16 protein-coding genes are annotated in these 14,235 nt (G+C 69.0%); 8 read left to right on the top strand and 8 right to left on the bottom strand.

What is annotated here, in order from left to right:
• Positions 1–17 precede the first annotated feature (17 nt).
• Positions 18–710, top strand: a complete 693-nt coding sequence (locus D3869_RS12040) for a carbonic anhydrase (RefSeq protein WP_137140232.1) — start codon at positions 18–20, stop codon at positions 708–710.
• 198 nt (positions 711–908) lie between these two features.
• Positions 909–2,279: a flagellar hook protein FlgE gene (locus D3869_RS12035; RefSeq protein WP_137140231.1), complete on the top strand. Its 1,371-nt coding sequence runs from the start codon at positions 909–911 to the stop codon at positions 2,277–2,279.
• Here D3869_RS12035 and D3869_RS12030 read toward each other — a convergent pair.
• The gene (locus tag D3869_RS12030; RefSeq protein ID WP_137140230.1) at positions 2,269–4,035 is read right to left on the bottom strand and encodes a tetratricopeptide repeat protein; all 1,767 of its coding nucleotides are present in this window, start codon (positions 4,033–4,035) and stop codon (positions 2,269–2,271) included. The two genes, D3869_RS12035 and D3869_RS12030, sit on opposite strands and share 11 nt — an antisense overlap.
• A 215-nt stretch (positions 4,036–4,250) precedes the next feature.
• Here D3869_RS12030 and D3869_RS12025 point away from each other — a divergent pair, with 215 nt between their 5' ends.
• A complete protein-coding gene (locus D3869_RS12025) occupies positions 4,251–4,643 on the top strand; it encodes a hypothetical protein (RefSeq protein ID WP_137140229.1) in 393 nt (130 codons plus the stop codon).
• Here the strand turns inward: D3869_RS12025 and D3869_RS12020 are convergent.
• The 3 genes from D3869_RS12020 to D3869_RS12010 are packed head-to-tail and all read right to left on the bottom strand — an operon-like array spanning position 4,627 to position 6,804.
• Entirely contained in the window at positions 4,627–5,214 is a 588-nt protein-coding gene (locus tag D3869_RS12020; RefSeq protein WP_137140228.1) for a GNAT family N-acetyltransferase, read from the bottom strand. The genes D3869_RS12025 and D3869_RS12020 overlap by 17 nt on opposite strands.
• A gap of 13 nt (positions 5,215–5,227) precedes the next feature.
• Positions 5,228–5,686 (bottom strand): TIGR02444 family protein, encoded by a 459-nt coding sequence (locus D3869_RS12015; protein ID WP_137140227.1) that lies wholly within the window; start codon positions 5,684–5,686, stop codon positions 5,228–5,230.
• 32 nt (positions 5,687–5,718) lie between these two features.
• Complete coding sequence (locus D3869_RS12010; RefSeq protein ID WP_014239910.1) at positions 5,719–6,804, bottom strand: ATP-dependent 6-phosphofructokinase; 1,086 nt, start codon at positions 6,802–6,804, stop codon at positions 5,719–5,721.
• A 217-nt stretch (positions 6,805–7,021) separates the two neighbouring features.
• Between D3869_RS12010 and D3869_RS12005 the strand changes: the two genes are divergently transcribed.
• The 4 genes from D3869_RS12005 to D3869_RS11990 all read left to right on the top strand — a co-directional run bounded on the left by D3869_RS12005 (position 7,022) and on the right by D3869_RS11990 (position 10,913).
• Complete coding sequence (locus D3869_RS12005; protein WP_432613402.1) at positions 7,022–7,207, top strand: YdcH family protein; 186 nt, start codon at positions 7,022–7,024, stop codon at positions 7,205–7,207.
• 161 nt (positions 7,208–7,368) lie between these two features.
• Positions 7,369–7,836 (top strand): 5-(carboxyamino)imidazole ribonucleotide mutase, encoded by a 468-nt coding sequence (gene purE / locus D3869_RS12000; protein WP_137140636.1) that lies wholly within the window; start codon positions 7,369–7,371, stop codon positions 7,834–7,836.
• A 3-nt stretch (positions 7,837–7,839) separates the two neighbouring features.
• Positions 7,840–8,922, top strand: a complete 1,083-nt coding sequence (locus D3869_RS11995; RefSeq protein ID WP_137140226.1) for a 5-(carboxyamino)imidazole ribonucleotide synthase — start codon at positions 7,840–7,842, stop codon at positions 8,920–8,922.
• A gap of 275 nt (positions 8,923–9,197) precedes the next feature.
• A complete protein-coding gene (locus D3869_RS11990) occupies positions 9,198–10,913 on the top strand; it encodes an EAL domain-containing protein (protein ID WP_247895633.1) in 1,716 nt (571 codons plus the stop codon).
• Between the two features lie 33 nt (positions 10,914–10,946).
• Here D3869_RS11990 and D3869_RS33075 read toward each other — a convergent pair whose 3' ends face one another.
• The 4 genes from D3869_RS33075 to fumC form a co-directional block, all read right to left on the bottom strand.
• On the bottom strand, positions 10,947–11,123 hold the full coding sequence (locus tag D3869_RS33075; RefSeq protein ID WP_155903422.1) for a hypothetical protein: 177 nt from the start codon (positions 11,121–11,123) through the stop codon (positions 10,947–10,949).
• Positions 11,124–11,265: 142 nt separating this feature from the next.
• Positions 11,266–11,979 (bottom strand): DUF599 domain-containing protein, encoded by a 714-nt coding sequence (locus D3869_RS11985; RefSeq protein ID WP_137140225.1) that lies wholly within the window; start codon positions 11,977–11,979, stop codon positions 11,266–11,268.
• 106 nt (positions 11,980–12,085) lie between these two features.
• Positions 12,086–12,289 (bottom strand): ribbon-helix-helix domain-containing protein, encoded by a 204-nt coding sequence (locus tag D3869_RS11980; protein WP_014239903.1) that lies wholly within the window; start codon positions 12,287–12,289, stop codon positions 12,086–12,088.
• A gap of 19 nt (positions 12,290–12,308) precedes the next feature.
• Positions 12,309–13,709, bottom strand: a complete 1,401-nt coding sequence (gene fumC, locus D3869_RS11975; RefSeq protein ID WP_137140224.1) for a class II fumarate hydratase — start codon at positions 13,707–13,709, stop codon at positions 12,309–12,311.
• A gap of 210 nt (positions 13,710–13,919) precedes the next feature.
• On the opposite strand from fumC, the gene D3869_RS11970 reads away from it, so the two are divergent.
• Positions 13,920–14,174 (top strand): hypothetical protein, encoded by a 255-nt coding sequence (locus D3869_RS11970; RefSeq protein ID WP_137140223.1) that lies wholly within the window; start codon positions 13,920–13,922, stop codon positions 14,172–14,174.
• The last annotated feature ends 61 nt before the right edge of the window (positions 14,175–14,235 follow it).

Here is a 14,235-nt window from a genome sequence, read left to right as displayed (position 1 = left end):
AGAAGGGTATCAGAACGATGCCACACACCCGCGACCAGGACGTTCCGATTCGTCAGCTTCTCGCCGGGATGAAAGGTTTCCGGGCGCGTTACTACGAGCGCCGCCCCGACAGCATGCGCCAGCTCGTCGAGCAGGGGCAGAAGCCGAAGATCCTGATGATCGGCTGCTCCGACAGCCGCGTCGATCCCGCGCTGCTGACCGAGGCCGAACCGGGCGAGATGTTCGTCGTCCGCAACGTCGCCAACCTCGTCCCGCCCTACCAGCCGGACGGCAGCTACCACGGCACCTCGGCGGCCATCGAATACGCCGTGCGGGTGCTCCAGGTCAGCCACGTCATCGTGCTGGGCCACGCCCTGTGCGGCGGCATCCAGGGGCTGATCCGCCTGCGCAAGGGCGAGCCGGACCAGAACGACTTCGTGTCGCCCTGGGTGTCCATCGCCAGCGCGGCGCTCGATCCCTACATCCCGCCCGCCCAGGGGGACACCGACGAGGAACGGCGCAAGGCCGAGTTCGAGCGCCTTCAGCAGAAGCCCGACGTGATCGAGCGCGCCGCCGTCCGCACCTCGGTCGACAACCTGATGACCTTCCCCTTCGTGCGCGAGCGGGTCGAGGCCGGGTCGCTGGAGTTGCACGGCTGGTGGTTCGACCTGGACAGCGGCGACCTGTGGGCCATCAATTCCCAGACCAAGATGTTCGAACCGGTCGACTGAGACCCGTCGATCGAGTGGCCGGGTGGGCGAAAGCTGCCCAGCGGACGGTGAGGAGCCGCTTTCGCCGGGAAATTTCTGCCCATCCCTTCGCCCTGCGGCCCGGGCAAATGCCTTCCCCGCCTTTTGGCACGACGGTTGCAACCTCCTGTTCGGCGCGTTCCGGCGGACGCGCACGGACGGGAATGAGGCGGCCGGACCATGGGCATCACCACGATCTTCAACAATGGCGTTCTCGGGCTGACGGCGCAGAACCGCGCCCTGGGCACCATTTCGAACAACATCGCGAACGCCTCCACGTCCGGCTTCAAGGCGTCGGAGACGCAGTTCTCCGACTTCGTGCTGAGCGACCGCACCGGCAACAAGGACCCCGGCAACGGCGTGCGCGCCTTCGAGCGGTTGGACCACAGCGGCGGCACCGTCACCCGGACCGACGTCACCACCAACGCGGCCATCGTCGGCAACGGCTTCTTCGTCGTCCAGGATATGGACTTCCAGGCCGGCACGACCGCGACCACCACCCAGACCAGCGACGATTCGGTCTTCCTGACGCGGTCGGGCGACTTTTCCCCCGACAAGGAAGGCCGTCTGGTGAACGGCGCCGGCAAGGCGCTGATGGGCTTCAAGCTCGACCCCGCCAGCGGCACCGGCTCCTTCGGCAGCCTCAGCAGCATGACCCCGGTCTCGCTGAGCGGGTTGCAGGATTACCGCGAAGCCTCGACCCAGGCGTCGCTGAACCTCAACCTGCCCTACGACCAGGCCCCGGTGACCGGCGAGATCACCACGGCGAACACGACCGGCGTCGTTCTGAACATGGTGGACAAGAACGGCGCCGACGGGGCGATGGCGCTGCGCTTCGTGAAGACCGGGCAGGCGGAGGACGGCACCTCGACGTGGCAGGTCTTCAACGCCGGGGTCGTCGGCGCCGACGGCAAGCCGGTGGGCAACGGCAACGTGAACGACCCCACCACCTGGACATCGCTCGGCACGCTGAACTTCGCCCGCAACGGCACCCTGACCGGCGGCCCCACCGGCACCCCGGTGACCCTGACCCTGAATCCCGGCGGCAACTTCGCCCAGACGACGCTGGATCTCGGGGCCTACGGGAAGATGAGCAACTCCATCACCAGCATCGCCGGCATGGATCTGGGCATCGTCCAGGGCAACAACGGCATCCGGGCCGGCACCTATCAGGGGGCGGAGCTGACCGCGGATGGCTTCGTCGCCGCGAACTTCCAGGGCGGAAAGCAGCGCTACGTCTACCGCATCCCCGACGCGACGGTGGTCAACCCGACCGACCTGGAAAGCGTGTCCGGCACCATGTTCCGGACCACCGCCAATTCGGGCGCCATCCGCCTGAACTCCTTCGGCAATCTGACCAGCGAGACCGGCACCAGCGCGCCGAAGACCGTCGGGGCGTCGCTGAACACGGCCAGCGTCGAGGGCTCCAACGTCAAGATCGAGGAGCAGTTCACCACGCTGATCCAGGCGCAGCGCACCTACTCCGCCGCCTCCAAGCTGGTGTCCACCGCCGACGAGATGACCCAGACGACGATCACGCTCAAGTCGTAAGAGCCGCGGCGCGCAGCGCGTCGGCGACGCGCCCGGCGACCTCCGCCCAGTCGCCGACCCGCGTCTGGCGGAACAGGCGGGCGGTGGGGTACCAGGGGCTGTCCTCCCGCCCCAGCAGCCAGCGCCAATCCGGCGACAGCGGCAGCACCACCCAGACCGGCACCCCGAGCGCCCCGGCCAGATGCGCCGGCCCGGTGCAGGAGGAGATCACGAGGTCGAGGTTGGCCATGACCGCCGCGGTGTCGGCGAAATCGGCGATCTCCGGCCCCAGGTCGGTGAAGGACGAGGGCATCGGCACCCGCTCCAGATCCTCCCGCCCCGGCCCTTTCTGAAGCCCGAAGAACCGCAAGCCCGGCACGTCCAGAACGGACCGCAGGCCGGCCAGCCGGGGCGAGCGCAGCGCGTCGCCGGGAAAGCGCGGGTTGCCCGCCCAGACCAGCCCGACCCGCAGCCCCTGCCCGTCCGCCAGCCGCGCGCTCCAGGCGGCGGCGCGTTGCGGGTCGGGATGCAGATAGGGGACGGCGGCGGGCACGGAATCCAATCGGGTGCCGAAGGCGCGCGGCAGACTCATCAGTGGGCATTCCAGATCGAAGCCCGGCAAGGGATCGCCGCGGGCGATCAGCCGCTCCACCCCCGGCAGGCCCGACAGGACGCTCATCAAGGGCGGCTGAACCTCCAAAATCACCCGCGCGCCGCGCGCCGCCACCAGCGGGACGTAGCGGACGAATTGCAGCGTGTCGCCCAACCCCTGCTCGGCGTAGAGCAGGATGGTGCGCCCGGCGAGGTCGCCGCCGGTCCAGGTGGGCTGGGCGAAGCGGCGCCAGGGCGGTTCCGCCCGCGCGTCGTGGCGGCGCCAGTCGAACTCCGGCCAGCCGCCCTCGCAGTCGCCGGCCAGCAGCCGGGCGAAGCCGCGGTTCCAGCGCATTCCGGCGTCGCCGGGGCGGACCTCCAGCAGCCGGTCGAAGTCGGCGAGGGCATCCACCGGCCGGGCCATGGCGAGCCGCGCGTTGCCGCGCGCCGACCACAAGGACGGACCGGAGAAGCCACGCTCCCCGGCCGCGGCGAAGGCCGCCAGCGCCTCCTCGAAGCGGCCCAGCCCGGCCAGCAGCGATCCAAGATTGCCCCAGGCCGCGCCGTAGTCGGGGGCGCGGTCCAGCGCCGCGCGGTAGGCGGCTTCCGCTTCGTCCCAGCGCTTGAGCGCCGCGCAGGCGGAGCCGAGCATCATCCGGGCCGCCGGCGATCCAGGCGCCAGCGTGACGGCGCGGCGGGCCGCCCGCTCCGCCTCCTCTCCCCGCCGCCCGGCCAGGGCCGTTTCGGCGAGATTCACCAGGGCATCGGCCGAGGCCGGGAGCAGCGCCAGCGCCCGTTGCGCCGAACGGGCGGCCTCCGGCACGCGATTCAGGTCGCGCAGGGCGCCGGCCCGGCTGGCGTGGGCGTCGGCGAGCAGCGGGTCCAGCCGCAGGGCACGGGCGTAACCGGCCTCCGCCCCCGCCGCGTCGCCCATGGTCTGACGCGCGCCGGCGAGGTTGGAATGCCCGCCCGCCGAGTCGGGGCGCAGCGCCAGCGCCCGGCGCAGCAGCCGCGCCCCGTCTGCCGGGCGGCCCGTCTGTGCGTGGAGCACGCCCAGGAACTGGGCGGCGTCGGGCTGCTCCGGATCGGCCTCCAGAATCCGGCCGTAGAGCGTCGCCGCCTCGGCTAGACGGCCCGCCTGATGATGGTCGATGGCGGCCAGAAGGGCCTCGATGATCGTCGCCATGGGACGTGCCTGATGGTGGAAGGGGTACTGGAAGCCGACGAAACGGGCGGACCCGTTGCCTGATTTGTCACAAGGCCTGCCGTTCCCGCAACCCACCCACGAGGAGCCCCGCGTTGCATTTCACTTTTGTAAAACTTATGCTGCACCCATGCCCTGGATCATACCGGGGTATTCAGCGCGAGGGCCGCGTTCCGTCTATGAAAAGCACATTGCCGATGAAAAGCACGTTGAACATCTGCGCGCTCGCCCTGACCTGCGCCATCGTCCCGGCGGTTCTGACCGTTGAGCCCGCCGCCGCCAACGAGAAGCCCGCAGGCGGTGGATGCCCGTGGGCGCAGGACGTCAAGCTGGACCTCAACGGCAAGACGCTCACGCTGAACCAGGAGGCCTTCTCGGCCAAGGGCGAGCCGCTGGACCTTGAGGGCTATCAGATCTACCCGCTGCTCGACCAGTTGAAACTCCGCATCCTCGGGCCGCGCGGGCAGGAGTGGGAAGCCGGGCTGACCCGCCTGTCCGGCGGCAAGCGCTGCCAAGCCTTCTATGTCGGCAAGCCCTTCCAGGTGTCCGACGAGACGGGCGACCACAACAGCCTCATCCTGGTCCGCTGACTCCCCCTTTCATTCCCGCCCGCCAGCGGTCGCGCCCGATCCGGTAGAGGACGTGCCGCTTCAGCCGGTGGCCGTCGGGAACCCGTGGGTGGTCGAAGTCGGCCGCCGGGTCGCGCTCCATTCCCAGCCGTTCCATCACGCGCCGCGACCGCCGGTTCTCCGGCACGGTGAAGGCCACGATCTCGTCGAGACCGACCACGCCGAACCCGTGGACCAGCGCCAGCCCGGCGGCCTCGGTGGCCAGCCCCTGCCCCCAATGGGCCGGGTCGAGCCGCCACCCCACCTCCACCGCGGGGGCGAAGGGCGCCTCCCACGTCACGCGGGCCAGTCCAACGAAGCCGATGAAGGGGCTGTGTCCGGGCCGCTCCACCGCCCAGAAACCGAAGCCGTGCCGGTCGAAATGCTCGCCGATGCGCCGGATCACCGCGTCGCTGGCCTGCCGGTCGGGAAGCGGCAGCAGATGCTCCATCACCACGGGATTCTGCGACAGCGTATGAAAGGCGTCGCCGTCCCTGTCGCGCCAGGGGCGCAGGATCAACCGGGGCGAGGTGAGGACGGGCGCAGTCGTCATCGCACCGGCTCCGTCATGGCTCCGGCGACGTGGCGAGCGCCGCCAGCAGCGCCATAACCGCCGGGTCGCCCTCCGGAACCAGCCGGTAGAGGTTGGCGGCGGCCAGGGCGACGGTGCCACCCGGCGCGGGGGTAAGCCCGGACAGGGCGAACAGGCGATCCTGCTGGACGCGCTCCGCCTCCAGCTCCGCCGCCTTCAAACGCTTGTAGAGGGTGTCGTCCTCGCCCTTCGCCCGGCGGCGGACGGCGCGCAGCGGGCGGACCACCTCGTCCCGCCAGGGGGCGACCGCGCGGTCGATCCCCCCCAGCTCCTCCGCCGGCAGGTCGGCGTTGCAGGCCATGCCCGCCCAGGCGGCGAACAGCAGGACGTTCACGTCCTGGCCGAGCCGGTCCTGAAGGTCGAGGCAGGCGGCGGGCACGCCCGGCCGTCCGTAGACGGTGAGCGAGAAGTCCCAGAACGGGTTCTCTGACATGGCCCTGCCCGCCTCCCCGCCAAGCCCCCGGCTCAGTCGCCCAGGCTGATGCCCAGACCGCGGGCGGTCTTGACCATGGCGCCGTCCAGCTCCACGCAGGCGTACTTCGCAATGGCCTCGGTGATCGGCACGTCGATGACGCCGCGGTCCGACCAGGCGACCATGCGGTCGAACTTGCCCTCGGCGATCAGGTCCACGGCGTGCACGCCGAAGGCCGAGGCGACCAGACGGTCGCGCGGGCTGGGCATGCTGCCACGCTGGACGTGGCCCAGGACGGTGACGCGGGTCTCCGCCCCTGTCGCCTCGGCGATCTTCTCGCCGATGTAGTCGCCGATGCCGCCGTAGCGCTTCTGGCCGCCCTGGAACAGCTTCTGCACGCCGGTGCCGTCCACGGTCTTCACCGCCTCCGACACCACGACCAGCGCGAAGTTGCGGCCCGTCGAGCGCACCTGCTTGATCTTCTGGGCGATCTTCTCGATGGAATAGGCGATCTCGGGGATCAGCACCACGTCGGCGCCGCCGGCGATGCCCGCGGCCAGCGCGATGTGGCCGGCGTCGCGGCCCATCACCTCCAGCACCATGACGCGGGCGTGGCTGGCCGCGGTCGGCTGGAGCCGGTCGAGCGCCTCGACCGCCACGCCGACGGCGGTATCGTAGCCGACCGACACCTCGGTCAGGCCGAGGTCGTTGTCGATGGTCTTGGGGATGCCGACCATCTGGAAGCCGCCCTTGTCGGCCAGCTTCTTCAGGATGGCGAAGCTGCCGTCGCCGCCGATGCCGATCAGCGCGTCCAGCCCCAGCTCGCGGTAGCCGCCGATGATCTCGTCCGACCGGTCCTTCTGCGTGCCGTCGGCCATCGGGTAGGCGAAGGGGTCGCCGCGGTTGGTCGTGCCGAGGATCGTGCCGCCCATGCGCATCATGTTGCCGTCAACCTGCGGCAGGTCGAGCACCTGGTACTGCACCGGGCGCTGCAGCAGCCCCTGGGTGCCTTCCTTGATGCCCAGGACCTGCCAGCCGTAGGTCAGGACGGCCCGGTGGACCACCGCGCGGATGACCGCGTTCAGCCCGGCACAGTCGCCGCCGCTGGTGAGAATGCCGATGCGCTTGCCTGCTGTCATGGATGACTGTCCCGTGTCGTCTGGAACCGCTGCGAAAGGTAGTCATACCAGAACGTTGCTCCACCGCAATGGTTCTGGTCCTCCGACTATATTACATTCCGGCGACCGGATTATAACCCTGCGAAGAATGCGTGGTTTCGCACTGCCGTTGCGCCGGAAATCTGGTATAGTCCCCGCCGCTCAGCCAGCGGGCCCCGTGCGTATGAACGAACAAGAGATGCTGAAGGAAAAACTGGCCACGCTTCGCAGCGAGCATCGCGACCTCGACGACGTGATCGCCCGACTGCACGAACGTGCGCCGTTCGACCAGCTTCAGATGCAACGTCTGAAGAAGCGCAAACTTGCGCTCAAGGACCAGATCGCCGTTCTGGAAAGCCGCATGCTGCCTGACATCATCGCCTGACGCGGCTTTTCGGCGCGAACACGGCGAAGTGCCGCGCGTCGCGCTGGACTCCGCACGCGCGTTTTCTATAATGCGCCGCTTTCCGGACCTAGAGGAAAGCGCGCGCCGTGTCCGCATCCATCGCCGCCACCACCGACCGCAAGCCGCTGGTCGGCATCATCATGGGCAGCCAGTCGGACTGGACCACCATGAAGCACGCCGCCGAGACGCTGACCGCGCTCGGCGTCCCGCACGAGGTCCGGATCGTCTCCGCCCACCGCACCCCGCAGCGCCTCGTCGACTACGCCACCACCGCCCGTGAGCGCGGCCTGAAGGTGGTCATCGCCGGGGCCGGCGGCGCCGCCCACCTGCCGGGCATGGCGGCCTCCATGACCCCCCTGCCCGTCTTCGGCGTCCCGGTGGAAAGCCATGCGCTGAAGGGCATGGACAGCCTGCTGTCGATCGTCCAGATGCCCGGCGGCGTTCCGGTGGGCACGCTGGCCATCGGCAAGGCCGGGGCCATCAACGCCGCCTTGCTCGCCGGGTCGGTCATTGCCCTGATGGACCCGGCGGTCGCGGAAGCGCTGGACGCCTGGCGCGCCCGCCAGACCGCCGCCGTCGCCGAAGCCCCCGTCGACGAGCCCGCCTGAACCATGGCCCACCGCATCCTTCCGCCCGGCTCGACCATCGGCATGCTGGGCGACGGCCAGCTCGGCCGCATGACCGCGCTCGCCGCCGCCCGTCTGGGCTACAAGACGCACGTCTACGCGCCGGGATCGCAGGGCAGCCCCGGCGCCCAGGTCGCCGCGGCCGTCACCTCGGCCGGCTGGGACGACCTCGACGCGCTGGAGGCCTTCGCCCGCTCCGTCGACGTGGTGACCCTGGAATGGGAAAACGTCCCGGTCGCCGTGGTTGAGCATCTGAACCGCTTCACGCCCGTCCACCCCGGCGGCAGGGTCCTGTCGGTCGCCCAGGACCGGGTGGAGGAGAAGTCCTTCGTCAACGCGCTGGGCATCGGCACCGCGCCCTGGCGCGCCGCCCGCAGCGCCGACGAGGTGGCGGCGGCGGTGGCGGAGATCGGCCCGCGCTGCATCCTGAAATCCACCCGCCTCGGCTACGACGGCAAGGGGCAGGCGCGGATCGAGCCGGGCAGCGACCCGGCGGAGGCCTGGGCGGCCATCGGCTCCGACGCCGGCATCGTGGAGGGCTTCGTCTCCTTCAGCTGCGAGGTGTCGGTGATCGTCGCGCGCGGGCTCGACGGCAGCATGGCCGCCTACCCCGCCGTGGAGAACCGGCACAAGGACGGCATCCTCGACAAGACCATCGCACCGGCCCGCGTTCCGGCGGAGACGGCGGCGGAGGCCGAGCGGGTCGCCCGCCGCATCGCCGAGGCGCTCGACCTCGTCGGCGTGCTGGCGGTGGAGATGTTCGTGACGCCGGACGGCGGCGTGCTGGTCAACGAGATGGCGCCGCGCCCGCACAACTCCGGCCACTGGACCATGGACGCCTGCCATTCCTGCCAGTTCGAGCAGCTCGTCCGCGCCGTCTGCGGCCTGCCGCTCGGCTCGGTGGAGCGGGTGGCGGATGCCGAGATGGAGAACCTGATCGGCGCCGACGCGGACCGCTGGCCGGCGCTGATGGCCGAGCCGGGCGCCCGCCTGCACCTCTACGGAAAGGCCGAATCCCGTCCCGGGCGCAAGATGGGCCATGTGACGAGGCTCCGTCCCCGCTCCTGACCAACCCGGTCGTTTCCCCTCATTTGACCGCAGCGGCGGGCCGTTTCCTGATCCGGAGCGGCCCGCCGCTGTTTTTTTTCGCGCGCCGGGTGCGATAATCCGGCGCGGTCAGAATCGTATTTCTCTTTAAATCATTGAAAATTCTAGTTTTCGGAATTTTGCTCGAAATTCCGGGGGGAATCTTGCCGCTTTTTTCGAGGCGGGAACATCGCTAGTCTCCACTCAATGAATGAACGAAATTCGATAAACTTTTTCTCAATTTCGGGCTATTGCCGATGCAGCTTGCGCACGACTCGATCAGACGCCCGGTGCCGCAGACCAACACGCAGGTCCGGCGCCCGTCGCACCGCGAGCGCGACCGCTTCGTCGGCTTCGCCTTCGCCGCGGCCGACCTGCTGATCGAGACCGACGCGAAGGGCACCATCCTGTTCAGCGCGGGCGCGCGCTGCCGCCTCACCGAAGGCGACGTCGGCGGCCTGGTCGGCAGCAGCCTGCTCGACGTCGTGGCGCCCAACGACCGCAAATATGTGACCGTCCTGTTCAAGCGCATCCAGGACAAGGGCCGCATCAAGCCGGCGCGCGTCGTCTTCCAGGGCTGCGACGGCAACCGCTTCCCGGCGCTGCTCGGCGGTTGCCGGCTCGACTCCTGCCCGGGGTCGCTGTTCCTGACCGTGTTGCTGGCCTCCGGTCCGCGCAACACGAACGAGGCGCTGGCCGCAGCCGGCCAGCTTCTGGATGGCAACGCCTTCAGCCACATCCTGGAGGACCGCATCCTCAAGGCGCGGGAGAAGGGGCTGGACAACGCCCTGACCCTGCTGCTGATCGACGGGCTCCAATCGATGGTGGACGCCCTGCCCGAAGGGGCGGCGAGCGAGGTGATGCAGGGGATCGAGGCCTATCTGCGGGCGATCTCCGCCAACGGCGACAGCGCCGGGCAACTGGCCACCGACCGCTACGGCATCGTCCACGCCTCCGACATCGATGGCCAGGAGGTGCAGGACCACATCACCCAGATCATCCAGAGCGTCGGCGGCGAGCTGCCCGGCGGCATCCGCACCTGGTCGCTGGACGTGTCGGACGAGCGGCTGGACCCCGCCGACGCGGCGCGCGCGCTGGTCTACACGGTGCAGGCCTTCGCCTCCGCGCAGGGCGGCGAGTTCACCATCTCCAGCCTGGAGGACGGCGCCAAGCGCATGCTGTCCGACGCGGTGGACCGCATCGGCCGGCTGCGCGCGACCATCGAGAAGCGCGACTTCTTCGTGGTCTACCAGCCGATCGTCGACATCGGAACCCGCACCGTCCACCATCTCGAGGCGCTGACGCGGGTGGAGGGCATGCCGTCCCCGGCGGACTTCATCACCTTCGCCGAGGATGTCGGGCTGATCTACGACTTCGACCTGCTGCTGACGCAGTCGGTGCTGGACACCATGCACGCCCACCGCAAGGAACCGACCCTGCCGGACGTGGCGATCAACCTGTCCGCCAAGACGCTGATGAGCCCGATCTTCCTGCGCCAGTTCCTGGCGGTGACCGAGCCCTATGGCGAGCTGGCCCGCAAGCTGCTGGTCGAGGTGACGGAGACCGTCGTGGTCACCGACATCGCCCGGCTGAACGAGGTCCTGCAGAAGCTGCGCGCCGCCGGCTTCCGCATCTGCCTGGACGATGTCGGGGCCGGATCGACGTCCTTCCAGTCGCTCTACGGCCTCCAGGCGGATTTCGCCAAGATCGACGGGCATTTCGTCCGCGGCGCCGTGAACAACGGGCGGGACATGGCGATGCTGCGTTCCATCGTCGACGTGTGCGGCCAGCTCGGTCTCGGGCTGATCGGGGAGCAGGTGGAGGAGCCGGAGCACGCGCAGCTTCTGACGGAGCTGGGGGTGCCGCTGGCGCAGGGTTACCTCTACAGCCGCCCGTCCCGCGACTTCGCCTATTTCGCCAAGGATTGGGCGAAGATGGCCGGCACGGGCGGCAAGGTCCTCAGGAAGGGCTGATGTGCGGCGGGAACCGGCCAGCCCTGTCCAGAGTCAGGCCAGTTCGTGCGCGGCATCGATGCAGTGGCGGGCCTGATCGAGCAGCTCGCGGTTGCGGTCCATGAACTCCTTGGCGGCGCCGCAGGCGCCCGGATGCAGCCGGACCTCCGCCAGAAGCCGTTCCGCCTCGTCCAGCGAGTTCAAGACTGATACCGCTGTGTCGATGTCCATGGCCGACCTCCTCAACATGGCGTGCTGCACCGCACGCGTTCATCAGGCGGCTATGACAAAAGCACTAATTTGCACTGCAGCGTATTGGCCATAACGTCGCAGATTTAGAACATTTTAACATTTTTCTCGCCAAAAGCGTGCATCAGGGCCGTTTGCGTTTCTCCAGCGCATCCGCCTGTATGCGGATGACCTTCTCCGTCGCGGAGAAGCCCTGCCGGCGGGTCAGGACGACGATGACCGCCGCGGTGGACACCATGAAGAACCAGGGCCCGAGCATCCAGGCCAGCGCCGCCATGGCGAAGTAATAGGCGCGCATGCCGCCGTTGAGCGCCTTGACGGCCAGCGTCATGGCGGCGGCGATGCTGTCCGCCATCGCCGTCTTCTCTTCCGCCGGAACCGGGGGCAGCGGGGCGGAGCCGATCAGGGCGCAGCAGTAATTGTACTGGCGCAGCGCCCAGGTGAATTTGAAGAAGCCGAAGGTGAAGATCGCCACGAGCAGCAGCATCTTCAACTCGAAGAACTCGCGCGTGGTCTGCACCGTGAAGGACAGCGTGCCGACCAGCTTGTGGGCGTTCTCCACCGCGCCGAAGGCGCCGACCAGACCGGCCAGCACCAGCATGTTCGTGCTGGCGAAGAAGGTGCAGCTCTGCATCGTGTGGCCGACGAGCTGCGAATCCATGATGCGGTTGTCGCGCTCCAGCATCCGCTCCATCCAGTGGCGGCGCACCTTCTTCAGATGCTGGTTGACGACCATGCGCCCGCCCAGCATGTGGTCCTGGATCAGCGTAAAGCCCGCCCAGCAGGCGAGGAACCACAGGAAGGCGACGGTGTCGAGGACGGTGATGTCGGGCGTCACGGGCGGACACTCTGGCACGGGGGGAAGGGGACGGTCCGGCGCAAGGGTGTAGCCGTCCCCCCGCCGCCTGTCCAGGGGCGCCCCGGCGGGGGTTATGGGATGCCCCCTACCCCCGCCCCTGCACCGCGTTCAGCACATGGACCCGGATCGCGCTCGACAGGTTGCCGCTGCGGGTCGAATCGATCTCCTCGATCAGCGCGTTGACCGACATCCCCCGCGCCTGGGCGAGACCCTTCAGCGCCTCCCAGAATTCCTCTTCCAGGGAGACGCTGGTCGGGTGCCCGGCGATGAGGACGGAGCGCTTCTTCATGGACGGCGCGCGGCCCCGGTCAGCGGGGCTTCACCATGGTTTCCGGCTTGACCCACTGATCGAACTGCTCCTCGGTCAGCAGGCCCAGCGCCACGCCGGCCTGTTTCAGGGTCGTTCCCTCCTTGTGGGCCTTCTTGGCGATCTTCGCCGCGTTGTCGTAGCCGATGTGCGGGTTCAGCGCGGTGACCAGCATCAGGCTCTCGTTCAGCAGCTGGCCGATGCGCTCGCGGTTGGCCTCGATGCCGACCACGGCGTTGTCGGTGAAGCTGTTGCAGGCGTCGGCCAGCAGCCGGATCGACTGCAGCACGTTGTAGGCGATCACCGGCTTGAAGACGTTCAGCTCGAAATGGCCGGTGGCGCCGGCGATGCTGACGGTGGTCTGGTTGCCCATCACCTGGGCGCAGACCATGGTCATCGCCTCCGACTGGGTGGGGTTCACCTTGCCGGGCATGATGGAGGAGCCAGGCTCGTTCTCCGGCAGAGCGATCTCCCCGATGCCGCAGCGCGGGCCGGAGCCGAGCAGGCGGATGTCGTTGGCGATCTTCATCAGCGACACCGCCAGCGTGTTCAGGCTGCCGTGCGCGTCGACCAGCGCGTCGTGGGTCGCCAGCGCCTCGAACTTGTTCTCGGCGGTGACGAAGGGCAGCCCGGTGATGGAGGCCACCTCCGCCGCGAAGGCTTCGGCGAAGCCGGCCTTGGCGTTCAGGCCAGTGCCCACCGCCGTGCCGCCCTGGGCCAGCCGGTAGAGCTGCGGCAGCGACGCCTTCACCCGCTCGATCCCATAGGCGATCTGGGCCGCGTAGCCGGAGAACTCCTGCCCCAGGGTCAGCGGCGTGGCGTCCTGGAGATGGGTGCGCCCGATCTTCACGATGTCGGCGAACTCCGCCGCCTTCGCCGCCAGCGCCGCGTGCAGGTGCTCCAGCGCCGGCAGAAGCTCGTGGTGGATCTGTTCGGCCGCGGCGATGTGCATGGCGGTGGGGAAGCTGTCGTTGGACGACTGCCCCATGTTGACGTGGTCGTTGGGGTGGACCGGCTTCTTCGACCCCATCTCGCCGCCCAGCGCCTCGATGGCGCGGTTGGAGATGACCTCGTTGGCGTTCATGTTGGTCTGGGTGCCGGAGCCGGTCTGCCAGACCACCAGCGGGAAATGATCGGCCAGCGTGCCGTCGATCACCTCCTCCGCCGCCTCGACGATGGCGCGGCCCAGCCGGGGGTCGAGCACCTCCAGCGCCATGTTGGCGAGCGCCGACGCCTTCTTCTGGATGCCGAGCGCGCGCACTAGCGCCGGTGGCATGCGCTCCCCGCCAATGCGGAAGTTGCGCAGCGAGCGCTGCGTCTGGGCACCCCAGTAACGGTCGGCGGCAACCTCGATCGGTCCGAAGCTGTCGGTCTCGGTGCGCATCCCGGTCTTGCCGGTCATGGTCAGGTCCTCGTCGGTTCGAACATCGTTCCGGTCAGCGCATTTTTTCCCGAATCGCCCGCCGGGCAAGGGGAATCAACGCGGAATCCCCTTTGGGCGAGGGTCCGGCCGAATTTGTTCTTGTTGCGTTCCGCTTCCTGCGTTACCGTTTCTGCGTGACCGGCCCTGCCGTCCCCTCCAGCTGACCCCATCCAGCCCTGGGAGAATCGAATGAGCGACATCGCCATGGATCATGTCCGCGCCTTCATCGCCAAGACCCGCGTCGCCGAGATGACGGCGAAGGGCTGGCGTGTGCTCGGTCCCGGCGAAGAGGGCTCCCTGCTGATGGAAGGGCCGCAGCTTGGCGGCGCGCCGGTGCGCCTGTCGGCCTTGGTCAACGACCTGTTTGACGATCTGGTCGCCCAGGCGCTGGAGCGCGCCGATGGCATGGACCGCGCCGCGGGCCGTCTGCCGCGCGCCGCGTGAGGGGTTACGCCCGGCGCACGCCGCCCGCAAAGGATGTACGCCACCCGGCGGAACGGGCTGT

Origin of the sequence: Azospirillum brasilense, assembly GCF_005222205.1 — a bacterium.
GTDB classification, from domain to species: domain Bacteria; phylum Pseudomonadota; class Alphaproteobacteria; order Azospirillales; family Azospirillaceae; genus Azospirillum; species Azospirillum brasilense_G.
Note: the sequence above shows the minus strand (reverse complement) of the source record. Positions and strands in the feature narration are given on the sequence as shown.